Annotated in this window: 13 protein-coding genes; 10 read left to right on the forward strand and 3 right to left on the reverse strand. The window is 73.3% G+C overall.

Features of this window, described 5'->3' with window-relative positions; genetic code table 11:
• Nucleotides 1-89: 89 nt before the first annotated feature.
• The 5 genes from OVN18_RS08095 to OVN18_RS08115 all read left to right on the forward strand — a co-directional run bounded on the left by OVN18_RS08095 (nucleotide 90) and on the right by OVN18_RS08115 (nucleotide 5,917).
• Nucleotides 90-1,499 carry an L-serine ammonia-lyase gene (locus tag OVN18_RS08095; protein WP_267780204.1) on the forward strand — a complete coding sequence of 470 codons (1,410 nt, stop codon included), beginning with the start codon at nucleotides 90-92 and terminating at the stop codon, nucleotides 1,497-1,499.
• Nucleotides 1,499-1,906 carry an SRPBCC family protein gene (locus OVN18_RS08100; RefSeq protein WP_267780205.1) on the forward strand — a complete coding sequence of 136 codons (408 nt, stop codon included), beginning with the start codon at nucleotides 1,499-1,501 and terminating at the stop codon, nucleotides 1,904-1,906. Before OVN18_RS08095 ends, OVN18_RS08100 begins: the two co-directional genes overlap by 1 nt.
• Complete coding sequence (gene glmU, locus OVN18_RS08105) at nucleotides 1,903-3,351, forward strand: bifunctional UDP-N-acetylglucosamine diphosphorylase/glucosamine-1-phosphate N-acetyltransferase GlmU (protein WP_267780206.1); 1,449 nt, start codon at nucleotides 1,903-1,905, stop codon at nucleotides 3,349-3,351. The genes OVN18_RS08100 and glmU overlap by 4 nt, the downstream gene beginning before the upstream one ends.
• Nucleotides 3,352-3,409: 58 nt before the next feature.
• Complete coding sequence (locus OVN18_RS08110) at nucleotides 3,410-4,387, forward strand: ribose-phosphate diphosphokinase (RefSeq protein ID WP_267780207.1); 978 nt, start codon at nucleotides 3,410-3,412, stop codon at nucleotides 4,385-4,387.
• 258 nt (nucleotides 4,388-4,645) lie between these two features.
• Entirely contained in the window at nucleotides 4,646-5,917 is a 1,272-nt protein-coding gene (locus tag OVN18_RS08115; RefSeq protein ID WP_267780208.1) for a hypothetical protein, read from the forward strand.
• A gap of 144 nt (nucleotides 5,918-6,061) precedes the next feature.
• Here OVN18_RS08115 and OVN18_RS08120 read toward each other — a convergent pair whose 3' ends face one another.
• Nucleotides 6,062-7,459, reverse strand: coding sequence for a transaminase (locus OVN18_RS08120; RefSeq protein WP_267780210.1), 1,398 nt, complete (start codon nucleotides 7,457-7,459; stop codon nucleotides 6,062-6,064).
• 256 nt (nucleotides 7,460-7,715) lie between these two features.
• The gene (locus OVN18_RS08125) at nucleotides 7,716-8,090 is read right to left on the reverse strand and encodes a hypothetical protein (protein ID WP_267780212.1); all 375 of its coding nucleotides are present in this window, start codon (nucleotides 8,088-8,090) and stop codon (nucleotides 7,716-7,718) included.
• An 87-nt stretch (nucleotides 8,091-8,177) separates the two neighbouring features.
• Here OVN18_RS08125 and OVN18_RS08130 point away from each other — a divergent pair, with 87 nt between their 5' ends.
• Together OVN18_RS08130 and OVN18_RS08135 are read left to right on the forward strand one after the other, a co-directional pair.
• Entirely contained in the window at nucleotides 8,178-9,461 is a 1,284-nt protein-coding gene (locus OVN18_RS08130; protein WP_267780213.1) for an APC family permease, read from the forward strand.
• Between the two features lie 47 nt (nucleotides 9,462-9,508).
• Entirely contained in the window at nucleotides 9,509-10,108 is a 600-nt protein-coding gene (locus OVN18_RS08135) for a hypothetical protein (protein WP_267780214.1), read from the forward strand.
• Between the two features lie 96 nt (nucleotides 10,109-10,204).
• On the opposite strand, the gene gndA is transcribed toward OVN18_RS08135, so the two are convergent.
• Complete coding sequence (gene gndA / locus OVN18_RS08140) at nucleotides 10,205-11,608, reverse strand: NADP-dependent phosphogluconate dehydrogenase (RefSeq protein ID WP_267782965.1); 1,404 nt, start codon at nucleotides 11,606-11,608, stop codon at nucleotides 10,205-10,207.
• 181 nt (nucleotides 11,609-11,789) lie between these two features.
• Here gndA and OVN18_RS08145 point away from each other — a divergent pair, with 181 nt between their 5' ends.
• The 3 genes from OVN18_RS08145 to pth all read left to right on the forward strand — a co-directional run bounded on the left by OVN18_RS08145 (nucleotide 11,790) and on the right by pth (nucleotide 13,769).
• Nucleotides 11,790-12,326, forward strand: coding sequence for a gluconokinase (locus OVN18_RS08145; protein WP_267780216.1), 537 nt, complete (start codon nucleotides 11,790-11,792; stop codon nucleotides 12,324-12,326).
• Nucleotides 12,327-12,477: 151 nt separating this feature from the next.
• On the forward strand, nucleotides 12,478-13,137 hold the full coding sequence (locus tag OVN18_RS08150) for a 50S ribosomal protein L25/general stress protein Ctc (protein ID WP_267780217.1): 660 nt from the start codon (nucleotides 12,478-12,480) through the stop codon (nucleotides 13,135-13,137).
• A gap of 41 nt (nucleotides 13,138-13,178) precedes the next feature.
• Entirely contained in the window at nucleotides 13,179-13,769 is a 591-nt protein-coding gene (gene pth, locus OVN18_RS08155) for an aminoacyl-tRNA hydrolase (protein ID WP_267739191.1), read from the forward strand.
• Nucleotides 13,770-13,820 lie beyond the last annotated feature (51 nt).

The following is a 13,820-nucleotide window of genomic DNA, read 5'->3' on the forward strand; positions in this document are numbered from 1 at the left end:
GCGGTTCATCGGCGCCCGCACAACGGGCTCCGCCGTGCCGCACGTCATCCAGGGCCCCACACCGGCCCCGACCGATCGGAGCGCCGCCCGTGAGCCTGCCCCTGAGTCTGCGCGTGCCCCTGGCCGAGCGCGCCTTCATCTCCGTGCTCGACCTGTTCAAGCCGGGCATCGGGCCGTCGAGCTCGCACACCGTCGGCCCGCTGCGCGCCGCTGCCGCCTTCGTCGCCGCGCTGCCCGACCTCGAGAACGTCGCCCAGATCGAGTGCACCCTCTTCGGCTCGCTCGGCTCCACCGGCGTCGGCCACGGCACCCCCGACGCCGTGCTCGCCGGCCTCGCCGGCCACCGCGCCGAGACCGTCACCCGCGACGACGTCCAACGGGCCCGCGAGACCGCCGACGCCGGAGCGCTGCCCCTCGACCGCCGTCACCCCATCGCGCTCGCTGCCGACTGGCTGCGCTTCGCCCCGCGCGAGATCAAGCCGCGCCACCCCAACGCCCTCACCCTCGTCGCGCGCGACGCCGATGGCCGCGAGCTCGCGAGCGAGACCTACTACTCGATCGGCGGAGGCTTCGTCGAGCGCGAGGGCGACGTCGTCGCACCCGGCTCGGGCATCGTCGTGCCGCACCGCTTCGACCACGCCGACGAGCTGCTGGCGCTGTGCCGCGAGACGGGGTTGAGCATCTCCGGCCTGGCGCGCGAGAACGAGGCCGCGGTGCGCACCGCCGCCGATACGGATGCCGCTCTCGACCGGATCTGGGCCGCGATGTCGGCGTGCATCGACGCCGGGCTGTCGAGCAGCGGCGTGCTGCCCGGGGGCCTGCGTGTTCCCCGCCGGGCTGCGGCCATGGCCGAGCGCCTGCGGAGCATCCAGGAGGCCAACGAGCGCGACTGCACCCTGGAGTGGCTGCAGGCCTACGCCATCGCCGTCAACGAGGAGAACGCGGCCGGCGGGCGCGTCGTCACGGCGCCGACGAACGGGGCGGCGGGCATCATCCCGGCGGTGCTGCGGCACGCGCTCGACATCATCCCGAGCCACCAGCTGCCGGGCGGGGATGCGGCCGAGGCGGCGCGGCAGTTCCTGCTCGTGGCGGGCGTCGTCGGAGGGCTCATCAAGTCGAACGCGAGCATCTCGGGCGCCGAGGCCGGCTGCCAGGGCGAGGTCGGCTCGGCGGCGTCCATGGCCGCCGCGGGCTTCGCGCACCTGCTCGGGGGCAGCACCGAGCAGGTCGAGAACGCCGCCGAGATCGCCATGGAGCACTCGCTCGGCCTCACCTGCGACCCCGTCGCCGGCCTCGTGCAGCTGCCCTGCATCGAGCGCAACGCCATCGGCGCAGGTCACGCCGTCGCCGCCGCGCGCATGGCCATGCACGGCGACGGCACGCACCTCATCTCGCTCGACACCGTCATCCGCACCATGCGGCAGACGGGGGAGGACATGTCGCGCAAGTACAAGGAGACCAGCGAGGGCGGGCTCGCCGTGAACTACGTGGAGTGCTGATGGAGACGGTGGTCGTGCGGCAGCGCATCGCCGCGACCCGTGCCGAGGCGATGACCGTGGCCGCAGACCTCGCGCGGCTGCCCGAGTGGGCATCCGGCTTCGCGACCTCGGCGCGCCCCGACCCGGCCGAGGCCGACGTCTGGCTCGTCGACGCGCCGTTCGGCACCGTGCGGGCGCGGTTCCAGGTCGACGTCGAACGGGGCATCCTCGATCACGACGTCACGATGCCCGACGGCGCGCTCGTGCACAACCGCCTGCGCATCGAGGCCGCGGGTGACGCGAGCGAGGCCGTATTCACCCTCGTGCGCCAGCCCGGCATGTCCGACGCCGAGCTCGCCGCCGACGAGGTCGCCGTGCGCGCCGACCTGTCACGTCTCGCCGCCCTGTGCGAGAGGATGGGGGGATGACCGATCCCCGTCTCGCCGTCATCGTGCTCGCCGCCGGCCAGGGCACCCGCATGAAGTCGCGCCTGCCGAAGGTGCTGCACCCGCTCGCCGGCGTGCCCCTCATCGGCCACGTGCTCGCCACCGCCCGCGCGCTCGAGCCCGCCCACGTCGTCGCCGTCGTGCGGCACGAGCGCGACACCGTCGCCGCCGCCATCCTCGACCTCGACGCCGATGCGCTCATCGCCGATCAGGACGAGGTGCCGGGCACCGGCCGGGCCGTCGAAGCGGCGCTGGATGCCCTGCCCGCCGATTTCGAGGGAGACGTGCTGGTCGTCTCGGGCGACGTGCCGCTTCTCGATGCGCAGACGCTCGCGCACCTCGTCGCCGAGCACCGCACCCGGAGCGCCGCCGCTACCGTGCTCAGCGCCGTGCTCGACGACGCCACCGGCTACGGCCGCATCGTGCGCGCCGAGGACGGCGGGCTCGACCGCATCGTCGAGCAGAAGGACGCCTCCGACGCCGAGCGCGCCCTCACCGAGATCAACTCGGGCACCTACGTCTTCACCGCCGCCCCCCTGCGCAGCTCGCTCGCGCTCGTGTCGACCGACAACGCCGCGCAGGAGAAGTACCTCACCGACGTCATCGGCCTGCTGCGCGGCGACGGCCACGGGGTCGCCGCGCTCCCGGCGGGGGAGAGCTGGCTCGTCGCCGGCATCAACGACCGCGTGCAGCTGAGCGACGCCGCCCAGCGCCTCAACGCGATGATCGTGCGCGGCTGGCAGCTCGCCGGCGTCACCATCAGCGACCCGGCGAGCGTCTGGATCGACCGCACCGTCACCCTCGAGGCCGACAGCGAGATCCAGCCCGGAACCCAGTTGAAGGGGGCGACCGCGGTGGCCTCCGGCGCCGTCGTCGGCCCCGACACGACCCTCGTCGACACCGAGGTGGGGGAGGGCGCCCGCGTGAGCCGCACCGACGCGACGCTCGCGGTCGTGGGGGCGGGAGCATCCGTCGGCCCCTTCGCCTACCTGCGCCCCGGCACCGTCATCGGCGAGAAGGGCAAGGTCGGCACCTTCGTCGAGACGAAGAACACGACCCTCGGCGCGGGCAGCAAGGTGCCGCACCTGTCGTACATCGGCGACACCACCGTCGGCGAGGGCTCGAACATCGGCGCGGGCACCATCACGGCCAACTACGACGGCGTGAACAAGCACAAGACCGTCGTCGGATCGCACGTGCGCACCGGCTCGCACAACGTCTTCGTCGCCCCCGTTAGGATTGGGGACGGCGCCTACTCGGGTGCCGGCACCGTCATCCGCAAGAACGTCGCGGCGGGCGAGCTGGCGCTGAACGTGGCGCCGCAGCGCAACCTCGCCGGCTGGGTGGAGAAGAACCGGCCGGGCACCGCAGCGGCCGAGGCCGCAGCCGCCGCCCCGCCCGCGGCCGACGAGACTCCTGCGCCGTAACCGCCGAACCGACCAACGACCAACCAGCGTCGCCGCGGCGACAGGGAGCAGGGCATCCATGGCCAGCATCAAGATCACCGGCCAGAAGAAGCTCGTGCTCGTCACGGGTCGCGCCCACCCCGAGCTCGCTCACCAGATCGCGGCCGAGCTCGAGACCGACGTCGTGCACACCGACGCCCGCACCTTCGCCAACGGCGAGATCTACGCGCGCTACGACGAGAGCGTGCGCGGCTGCGACGCCTTCGTCATCCAGTCCCACGCGCGGCCCATCAACGAGGCGCTCATGGAGCAGCTCATCATGGTGGATGCCCTCAAGCGGGCCTCGGCGAAGCGCATCACCGTCGTGGCCCCGTTCTACCCCTACTCGCGTCAGGACAAGAAGGGGCGGGGTCGCGAGCCGATCTCCGCCCGCCTCGTCGCCGACCTCTTCAAGGCCGCCGGCGCCGACCGCATCATGAGCGTCGACCTGCACGCCGCGCAGATCCAGGGATTCTTCGACGGCCCCGTCGACCACCTCTTCGCCATGCCGGTGCTGCTCGAGCACTTCCAGAAGCAGCTCGACGCCTCGACCCTCACGGTCGTCTCGCCCGACATGGGCCGCGTGCGCGTCGCCGACATCTGGAGCGACAAGCTCGGCGCCCCGCTCGCCATCATCCACAAGCGCCGCGACCCGCTGGTGCCGAACCAGGTCTCGGTGCACGAGATCGTCGGCGACGTGAAGGGCCGCGTCTGCCTGCTCGTCGACGACATGATCGACACCGGCCGCACCATCGTGAAGGCCGCCGAGGCGCTCAAGAAGGCCGGCGCCACCGGCGTCGTCGTCGCCGCGACCCACGCCATCTTCAGCGACCCGGCCTTCGACATCCTGCAGGCCGAGGCGATCGATCGCGTCGTCGTCACCGACACCCTGCCGGTGCCGGCCGACAAGCGCTGGGACCGCCTGACGGTGCTCCCCATCGCCCCGCTGATCGCCCGCGCCATCCACGAGGTCTTCGACGACGGCTCGGTCACCTCGATGTTCGACGGCGCGGCGTAACGCCTCTCGCTCGACCCTGACGCCCGATCGGCTGCCCGCCGGTCGGGCGTTCTGGCGCGCGCTCCTCGCCGAGTTGCGCCGTGCTGCCCAGTGGCGGCTTCGGAACCCGCGACTCGAGGTCGAACGCGCAAATCGGCGCGCCCGGCGACCCGCGCGGCCCCCGGTATTGATAAGCGTTCTCATTAAGCTACGGTGGTCGAGCGCACTCCGCGCCACCACCGAGATAGAGAGGATGCCGCTCTCGAGCGGCACCACCAGATGACGAACACCGCACACAGCCCGACCCCTGCTCTCCCGTTCCGCCGCACCGCCCGCCGCGCCGCCGTCGCCCGCACGGCCGCGCTCGGCGCCGCTCTCGCCCTGACGCTCACCGCTTGCGCGACCGCCGACCCGGCCGCCGCGCCGGCCGCGGAGGAGGTCGTCGACTCCGACGTGCGCGAGGTCGGCTCGCCCGACCCCCGCGCCGTCATCTCCTACGACGGCGGCGTGCTCGTCGTCGACGCCGGCAGCCTCGAGGTGCTCGCCGACATCAGCCTCGACGAGCCGGTGCGCATCGCCCCGGCGGGCGATGGGCGCCACGTCGCGCTCAACGACGCGTCGGGCATCCGGATGCTCGACACCGGGACCTGGACGGAGTCGCACGACGACCACGGCCACAGCTACGTGAGCGACCCGGCGATGACCGAGGTGGCCTTCCCGATGAGCGAGCCGGGCCACGTCGTGCCGCACGGCGACCGCACGGCCCTGTTCAGCGACGGCGACGGCACCGTGACGGTGCTCGATCCGCACGACATCGCCGACGGCGACCCCGAGACCGAGGTCGTCACCCTGCCCACGGCCCACCACGGCGTCGCCGTCGTGCTCGAGGACGGCACGCTCGTGGTCACCGAGGGGACCGAGGAGGATCGCACCACCGTCGTCGCCCAGAGCGCCGACGGCGCCGAGCTCGCCCGCACCGACGAGTGCCCCCGCGTGCACGGCGAGACGGCCGCGGCCGACGAGCACCTCGTGTTCGGCTGCGCCGGCGGGGTCGTCGTCTACGGCGACGGCGCCTTCACGACCGTCGCCGCTCCTGACGCCGCGGCGTCGATCGGCACCGCGCGCGGCACCGAGCAGTCGCCGATCGTGCTGACGAACTACGCGATCGAGGGCGACGACACCGCCCGCGTCGCGCTCGTCGACACCGTCGCGGGCACGATGCGCCTCGTCGAGCTGCCGGCCGCGTACGCCTCGACGGGCCTCGCGATGACGGATGCCGGCACCGGCCTCGTCGTCGGAACCGACGGCGTGCTGCGCGCGATCGACGCCGAGACCGGCGCGATCACGAGCGAGACCCCCGTCGTCGCCGAGTGGGAGGTGCCCGAGGACTACACCGAGCCCCGCCCGAGCGTCACCGTGCTCGGCGGCCTCGCCTGGATCACCGAGCCCGCCACCGACACGGTGCACATCGTCGACCTCGACGAGCTCGCGGTGATCGACTCGATCGGCGTGCCGCAGACGCCGAACCAGCTCGTGGTCGTCAGCGGCTGAGCAGCACCCGCCCCGCCCCGGCGCCTGTGCCCGAACGTTCCGGGTGAGCCCGGAAGTCCGGGCGCAGGCGCCACTTCCGGGCACAGGCGCGGCCCCGGCACGCGGCGGCGCGAGCCTGCGAGCGGCCCGCCCCCGCTCGACCCCCTACTCGAGCCCGAGCAGCTCCCGGATCGCCTGCGCGAACACCGCGTGGTGGGCATCCACGTCGCTGCGCGTCGTCGCCGGGCACATGAGCGCCATGTTGTGGAACGGCGTCAGCATGATGCCGCGGTTGACGAGGTAGAGGTGCAGGAAGTCCTCGAGCTCGCCGTCGGCGGCGAGAGCGGCCTGCGTTCCGTTGAGCGGGTAGGGCCGCGCGAAGCGGTACTCGGCCCGGGCCCCGAGCTGGTTGATCGACCACGGCAGGGCGTACTCGTCGAAGAGCGCGTCGACGCCCTGCGTGAAGTACGTCGCGGTGTCGATCATGTGCGCGAAGGCCTCGTCGGTGAGCACGTGCTCGAGGGTCGCGCGCATGGCGGCGACCGAGAGCGGGTTGCCGGCGAGGGTCCCTCCGACGCCGCCCATGTCGACGAGGTCGAGGTCGTCGCGCGCGAGGGCGCGGTCGGCGAACTCCGCTGAGAGGCCGTAGGCCCCGGTCGGGATGCCCCCGCCGATGGCCTTGCCGATGACGACGATGTCGGGCTCGATGTCGTAGGCCGTCGTCATGCCGCCGGGCCCGGCCGAGAAGGTGTGCGTCTCATCGATGATGAGCAGCGCGTCGTACTGCCGGGTGAGCGCGCGCACGCCCTCGAGGTAGCCGGGCTCGGGCAGTACGATGCCGATGTTGGTCAGCGCCGGCTCGATGAGCACCGCGGCGACGTCGCCGTGCGCGAGGGCCCGCTCGAGTCCGGGGAGGTCGTTGTACTCGGCCGCCCGGGAGGTCTCGGTGACGTCGACGGGCGCGCCGACGTTGCCGGGCCGCGAGGCGCTCTCGCCGTCGGGGCCGACGACGACGAGCGACTCGTCGACCGAGCCGTGGTAGCAGTAGGAGTGGAAGACGATCTTGCTCTTGCCGGTCAGCGCCCGCACGAGCCGGATCGCCCAGCGGTTCGCATCCGTCGCGGTGAGCGAGAAGCTCCAGCGGTCCATCTTGAAGCGGCGCGCGAGCTCGGCGCCGACCCACTCGGCGTCCTCCGTCGGCAGCATCGTCGTGAGGCCGCCGAGGTCGCGCACGCGCTTCTCGATCGCGGCGACGACGGCCGGGTGCGAGTGCCCGGCCATGGCACCGGTGTCGCCGAGCGCGAAGTCGATGTACTCGTGCCCGTCGATGTCGGTGACGCGGTTGCCCGACGCCGTCGCGAGGTAGACCGGGAACCCGCCGGCCTTCTTGTTCATCCACGTCATCGGCACGCGGCCGAACAGGTGCCCGGCGCCCTCGTAGGCGGCCTTCGAGCGCGGCCGGGCGGCGATGAACGCCTCCTGCTCGCGCGCGGTGAGGGCGGCGAGCCGGTCGCGGTCGATCCGGGCGAGACCGGCGGCGGTGGGGATGGCGGTATCGGTCATGAGAGTCCTCCTGCGTTCGTCGACGGCGCGCGGCATCGTCGTCGATGCGCGCGACCGATCCCGTGCGGGTGCGCGGAGGAGGTGACCGGAAGCGATGAAAGCAACCACCGCTCCTCGACGGGTCGCATCGCCCGGGTGGGCGACTCCGCGGCACGGAACGCCTCATTCTCGCAAGGCGATGGCGGTTCGCGATAGTCCGGCGGGGCATCCCGCGCCGAATGGATGCTCGGCGGCCGCTGCGGCGGGGCCCGAGTCGTCAGCTCGCGACGGAGGGCGTCAGCCGCGGCGGCCCCGGGATGAGGCCGAGCATCGCGACCCGCACCTCGCCCGAGGCGGTGACGGCGTAGCAGTTCCAGCCGAGGGTCTCGAGGCTCGAGAACTCGAAGGCGGCGCGCGCCGTCGTGCGCTCGCTCGCGGCGAGGTCGACCGCCAGGCGGCAGGATCGTGCGGCCGTCGACTGCGCGATGCCGACCGTGGTGAGCACGCCGGGGACGACCATGGCGACCATCGTGGCGATGCTCACCCACTTCATGACCCGGCGACGGCGCTCGAAACGGTTCGCCGACTCCAGCTCCTCGAGCAGGTCGTCGTCGAAGCCGTCGTCGCGCAGCTCGCGGGGGTCGTCGTCCATCGGCTCCAGTGTCGCACGGGCGCCCCGGCGCGGGGCAGGGGCGACGCCGTCCATCGTCGCGTCACCCGCGATCGGTAGGGTGCGCGGGTGACCTCGGCACCCTCCCCCCGCCCGCCCGGGCTCGCCCGCCGCATCGGCCTCGCCGGGGCCGTCGGCATCGGGCTCGCCTCGATGATCGGCGCGGGGGTGTTCTTCGTCTGGGCGCCCGCCTCTGCGGCCGCGGGCGCCGGCGGACTGCTCCCGGCCCTCGTGATCGCCGCCGCCATCGCCGCGCTCAACGCCGCGAGCTCGGCGCAGCTCGCGATGGCCCACCCGGTCGCCGGCGGCGCCTACGCCTTCGGCCGCCGCTGGGTGGGGGAGTGGACGGGCTTCGCCGCCGGCTGGCTCTTCGTCACCGGCAAGACGGCCTCGGCCGCCGCGATCGCCTCGGTCGCCGCCGCCTACCTCTGGCCGGCGGATCCGACACCCGTCGCCGCCGGACTGCTCGTGCTGCTCGCCTGCCTCAACGCCTCGGGCGTGCGCACGACAGTGCGGGTGTCGATGGTCATCGTCACGATCGTGCTGACGGGCCTCGCGGTCGTGCTGGTCGCGGCGGCCACCGGGGGTGCCGCCCCGGGGGATGCTCCACCCGCCCTCCTCGCCGCCACCCCGCTCGGCGTGCTGCAGGCCGCCGCACTGCTGTTCTTCGCCTTCGCCGGGTACGCCCGCATGGCCACCCTGGGCGAGGAGGTGCGCGACCCGCGCCGCACGCTGCCGCGCGCGATCCTGCTCGCGCTCGGGTTCGTGCTCGGACTGTACGCGCTCGTCGCCGTCGTGCTGCTCGCCGGCCTCGGGCCCGCCGGGCTCGCCGCGAGCGACTCGCCGCTCGCCGATCTGCTGCCGGTCGCGTGGCGGCCGGCGGTAGCCGTGCTGGCCGGCATCGCCTGCCTCGGCTCGCTCGCGGGCATCCTGGCCGGTCTCAGCCGCACCAGTCTCGCGATGGCGCGCGAGGGCGACCTGCCCGGCCCGCTCGCGCGCATCAGCAGCCGCACGCACGCTCCCGTCGTGGCCGAGGGGGTCATCGCCGTGGCCGCTGCCGTCATCGTCGTGCTGCTCGAGCCCGCCCAGCTCGTGGCCGCCTCGAGCGCCGCGGTGCTGCTCTACTACGCGATCGCCCACCTCTCGGCGCTGCGGCAGGAGCCCGAGCACCGCTGGCGCGGCAGTCGCGTCATCGCCGGGGTCGGCCTCCTCGGCTGCGTCGTGCTCGTCGCGGCGCTGCCGCCCGTATCGCTGCTCGGAACCGGCGTGCTGCTCGCGGTCGGCCTGCTGCTGCGGTCGCTCGCGCTGCGGATGGGCCGCCGCCGGGCATCCGCGACCGACCGCCCGCGCTGAGCGGCCGTCGGCGGCGCGCCCGGCCCGCAGCCCGGCAGAATGGGACCATGGCCGACTCTGCGAACGACGACACCGACGCGGGCGACGTCGAGCGCGACGCCCTCGAGCGCGACGGCCTCCGCGACCGAGACCGCGAACGCGACCGCGACGAGCTCGCCGACAGCGACCCCGCGCCGCGCGCCCTCCCCACCGCCGGCGCGTTCGCCCCGCGCCGCGTGCTCGCCTGGGCCGCCCTGAGCGGAGTGCTCGTCTGGGCGACCCAGGGACTCATCGAGACCCTCGGCGCCGCGATCCTGGGGGAGCCGCCGATCGGCGCCGCCTGGTGGACGGCCGGCCACTGGGCGGTCGGCGCCCTCGCGCAGGCGATCGCCCTCGCCGCGGTGTGGATGCTGCTGCCGAGGCGCCTCGCCCTGCTGCCGACGCTCGTGCTCACCGTTCTGGCCGGGTCGCTCGCGCACCTGCTGGCCGCGGCCGGAGCATCCAGCGCCGCCGCCGGCACCTCGTTCCTCGACGACGTGCTCGTCTTCAGTCTCGTGCTGCCCGCGACCGGTGCCGGCCTCGTTCAGGTGCTGCTGCCGACCGTGCTCGTGCTGCTGCCGCCGTTCCTCGGCCGCACGCTGCGGGCCGCCCGCGCCCCGCGCGGCTGAGCGCCCCGCGCGGCTGAGCGGCCCGCGCCCGACGCCTGCCGAGACGAGAACGGCCCCCTCGATCTCTCGAGGGGGCCGTCGTCGCGAGTGCGTCGCCTAGTGCGCGTCGGTCGCCGAGATCTCGGTGCGGTCGCCGCTCCACAGCGTGTGGAACGTGCCCTCCTTGTCGACGCGCTTGTAGGTGTGCGCCCCGAAGAAGTCGCGCTGCCCCTGCACGAGGGCGGCGGGCAGGCGATCGGCGCGCAGGCCGTCGTAGTACGACAGCGAGGAGGCGAACGTCGGCGTGGGGATGCCCGCGAGGGCCGCGCCCGAGACGATGCGCCGCCAGGCCGGCAGAGCGCCGGCGACGGCCTCGGTGAAGTACGGCGCCGTGACGAGCGCGACCAGCTCGGGGTCGGCGGCGTAGGCCTCGGTGATGCGGTTGAGGAACTGGGCGCGGATGATGCAGCCGGCGCGCCAGATCTTGGCGATCTCGCCCTTCTTGATGTCCCAGTCGTACTGCTCGGCACCGGCGACGATCGCGTCGAAGCCCTGGCTGTAGGCGATGATCTTCGAGGCGTAGAGCGCGCGGCGCACGTCCTCGACGAACGCGGCGCGGTCATCCGGAGCCCACTCCGCGGCGGCGGCGGGCATCGCGCTCGCGGCGGCGCGCTGAGCGGGCTTCGACGACAGCGACCGGGCGAAGACCGCCTCGGCGATGCCGCTGACGGGCACGCCCAGGTCGAGCGCGGTCTGCACCGTCCAGGCGCCGGTGCCCTTGGCGCCGGCCTGGTCGAGGATGACGTCGACGAGTGGCTTGCCGGTCGACGCGTCGACCTGGCGCAGCACCTCGGCGGTGATCTCGATGAGGTAGCTCTCGAGCTCGCCCGTGTTCCACTCGGCGAAGACCTCGGCGATCTCGGCGGGCTCGAGGCCCCCGACGCGGCGCAGCAGGTCGTAGGCCTCGGCGATGAGCTGCATGTCGGCATACTCGATGCCGTTGTGGATCATCTTGACGAAGTGGCCGGCGCCGTCGGTGCCGACGTGGGTGACGCAGGGCTCGCCCTCGGCGACCGCGGCGATCGAGCGCAGGATGGGGCCGAGCGTCTGCCATGCCTCGGCCGAGCCGCCCGGCATGATCGAGGGGCCGTTGAGCGCGCCCTCCTCGCCGCCCGAGATGCCGGCGCCGACGAAGTTGATGCCCGTCGCGCGCACCGCGGCCTCGCGGCGGATGGTGTCGGTGAAGAGCGCGTTGCCGCCGTCGACGATGATGTCGCCCGGCTCGAACACCGCGGTGAGGGCGTCGATGACGGCGTCGGTACCCCGGCCGGCCTGCACCATGATGATCGCGGTGCGCGGCTTCTGCAGCGCGGCGGCGAACTCCTCGTAGCTGCTCGTGGCGATGAAGCCCGCCTCGGGGTGCTCGGTGATGAGCGTCTCGGTCTTCTCGTACGAGCGGTTGAAGACGGCGACGGTGTTGCCCTCGCGACTGGCGAGGTTGCGGGCCAGGTTCGAGCCCATCACCGCCAATCCGACGACGCCGATGTTGGCCTGGGGCTGGGTCACGAGTCACTCCTCGAAGAAGGGGGCGTCGCGGCGCGTCGATGACCGTCGCGAGCGGGTGGGGTCCGCCCCAGCTTATTGCTCGGCGCTGCGCGGGGGCGATCCGGCGATCCGGCGGGGGCCTCGCTACGGTGGGGGGATGCCCGGCTCCCGCCCCTCGCTCGTGCTCATGGGCGTCTCGGCCGCCGGCAAGACGGTCGTCGGGCGGCAGGCGGCCGCGGCCGCGGGCATCCCGTTCCTCGACGCCGACGACCTGCATCCGCGCGCCAACGTCGAGAAGATGGCCCGCGGCATCCCTCTCGACGACGCCGACCGGGCGCCCTGGCTCGACGCCGTGGGCGGCGAGCTGCGCGCCGCGGCGCCGTGCATCATGGCGTGCAGCGCCCTCACCCGGCGGTACCGCGCGCGGCTGCGCGAGCTCGCGCCGGGAACGCTCTTCGCGCTGCTCGACGTGCCGCGCGCGGTGCTCGAGCAGCGCCTCGCGACGCGGCGGGGGCACTTCATGCCGGCGAGCCTGCTCGACTCGCAGCTCACCGCTCTCGAGCCCGCGGGGCAGGGCGAGCGCATCGTGCGACTCGACGGCGTGCAGTCGATCGCGTCCCTCGCGGCGCAGGTGGCCGCCCTCGTCGCCGAGGCCCCCGACGCCCCCGACGCGCCCGGGGTGCCGGTCGGCTAGACTGACGGCTGAACTTCGGCGAGGAAGGGCGATCACCGTCCTTCGTAATCGACGCGGTGGGTTAGGCACCAGGTCTTTCCTCACGCGATCCAGCGTTCGAGTTGACACACACGACCGGGCCTCGAGGCCCCCCGAATCAAGGAGCATCACCATGTCCGAGAACACCCACCTCTCCGCCGAGACGCGCACGAGCTTCGGCAAGGGCGCGGCCCGCAAGCTGCGCGCCCTCAACAAGATCCCCGCGGTCATCTACGGCCACGGCACCGAGCCCCGCCACGTGGCCCTGCCCGGCCACGAGACCGCGCTCCTGCTGCGCAAGGCGAACCTCGTCCTCACGCTCGACATCGACGGCGACGAGCAGCTCGCCCTCGTGAAGGACGTCCAGAAGGACCCGGTGCGCCAGCTCATCGAGCACATCGACCTCATCGTCGTGCGCAAGGGCGAGAAGGTCGTCGTCGACGTGCCCGTGCACGTCGAGGGCGAGTCGTTCGCCGGCACCGTCGCCATGCTCGACGCGACGACCCTGAGCGTCGAGGCCGAGGCCACCCACATCCCCGAGTCCTTCACCGTCTCGGTCGAGGGCCTCGAGGAGGGCACGCAGATCCTCGCCGGCCAGGTCGAGCTGCCCAAGGGCACCACGCTCATCACCGACCCCGAGACGCTCGTGGTCAACATCACCGTGCCGCAGCTCGACCTCACCTCCGACGCCGAGGGCGACGAGTCGGCCGAGGGCGCCGAGGGCGAGACCGCCGAGGGCGACGAGTCGGCCGACGCCGACGAGGTCGCCGGCGACGACGAGAAGTCCGAGTAGGCACCATCTTCGGCATCCGGCGCCGCGCGGAGGATCGGTCGATGGCCGATGAGAACGTGTGGCTCGTAGCCGGGCTCGGCAACCCCGGGCCCGGCTACGCCGGCAACCGCCACAACGTCGGGCAGATGGCGCTCGACGAGCTCGCCGACCAGATCGGCGCGCGCTTCAGCCGTCACCGCACCACCACGATGCTCGCCGAGGGCCGACTGCGCCCCGGCGGGCCGAAGCTCGTGCTCATCAAGCCGATGAGCTACATGAACACCTCCGGCGGCCCCGTCTCGAGCGCGGCGAAGTACTTCGGCATCCCGCCCGAGCGCACGATCGTGCTGCACGACGACCTCGACCTGCCCTTCGAGACCATCCGGCTCAAGGCCGATGGCGGTCACGGCGGCCAGAACGGCGTGCGCGACATCATCAAGGCCCTCGGCACCCCGCAGTTCCTGCGCGTGCGGATCGGCATCGGCCGCCCTCCGGGTCGGCAGGATCCGGCCGAGTACGTGCTGAAGGATTTCGCCGGCGCCGAGCGCGCCCGGCTGTCGATCGTGCTGGGCGACGCCGCCGACGCGGTGCAGGACGTGATCGACGACGGCCTGACCTCGGCGCAGCAGCGCTGGCACGCTCCTCGGCCCTGAGCGCAGCATCCCGTCGCCGGTTCGCCCAGGCGGCCGCGCGTAGGATTCTCG

This window comes from Microcella daejeonensis (genome assembly GCF_026625045.1).
GTDB classification, from domain to species: Bacteria; Actinomycetota; Actinomycetes; order Actinomycetales; family Microbacteriaceae; genus Microcella; species Microcella daejeonensis.

What these genes read in the sequence shown, in the direction of transcription:
- OVN18_RS08100 (WP_267780205.1), top strand. Translation starts at nt 1,499, where the DNA reads ATGGAGACGGTGGTCGTGCGGCAGCGCATCGCCGCGACCCGTGCCGAG.
- glmU (WP_267780206.1), top strand. Translation starts at nt 1,903, where the DNA reads ATGACCGATCCCCGTCTCGCCGTCATCGTGCTCGCCGCCGGCCAGGGC.
- OVN18_RS08110 (WP_267780207.1), top strand. Translation starts at nt 3,410, where the DNA reads ATGGCCAGCATCAAGATCACCGGCCAGAAGAAGCTCGTGCTCGTCACG.
- OVN18_RS08115 (WP_267780208.1), top strand. Translation starts at nt 4,646, where the DNA reads ATGACGAACACCGCACACAGCCCGACCCCTGCTCTCCCGTTCCGCCGC.
- OVN18_RS08120 (WP_267780210.1), bottom strand. Translation starts at nt 7,459, where the DNA reads ATGACCGATACCGCCATCCCCACCGCCGCCGGTCTCGCCCGGATCGAC.
- OVN18_RS08125 (WP_267780212.1), bottom strand. Translation starts at nt 8,090, where the DNA reads ATGGACGACGACCCCCGCGAGCTGCGCGACGACGGCTTCGACGACGAC.
- OVN18_RS08135 (WP_267780214.1), top strand. Translation starts at nt 9,509, where the DNA reads ATGGCCGACTCTGCGAACGACGACACCGACGCGGGCGACGTCGAGCGC.
- gndA (WP_267782965.1), bottom strand. Translation starts at nt 11,608, where the DNA reads ATGGGCTCGAACCTGGCCCGCAACCTCGCCAGTCGCGAGGGCAACACC.
- OVN18_RS08145 (WP_267780216.1), top strand. Translation starts at nt 11,790, where the DNA reads ATGCCCGGCTCCCGCCCCTCGCTCGTGCTCATGGGCGTCTCGGCCGCC.
- OVN18_RS08150 (WP_267780217.1), top strand. Translation starts at nt 12,478, where the DNA reads ATGTCCGAGAACACCCACCTCTCCGCCGAGACGCGCACGAGCTTCGGC.
- pth (WP_267739191.1), top strand. Translation starts at nt 13,179, where the DNA reads ATGGCCGATGAGAACGTGTGGCTCGTAGCCGGGCTCGGCAACCCCGGG.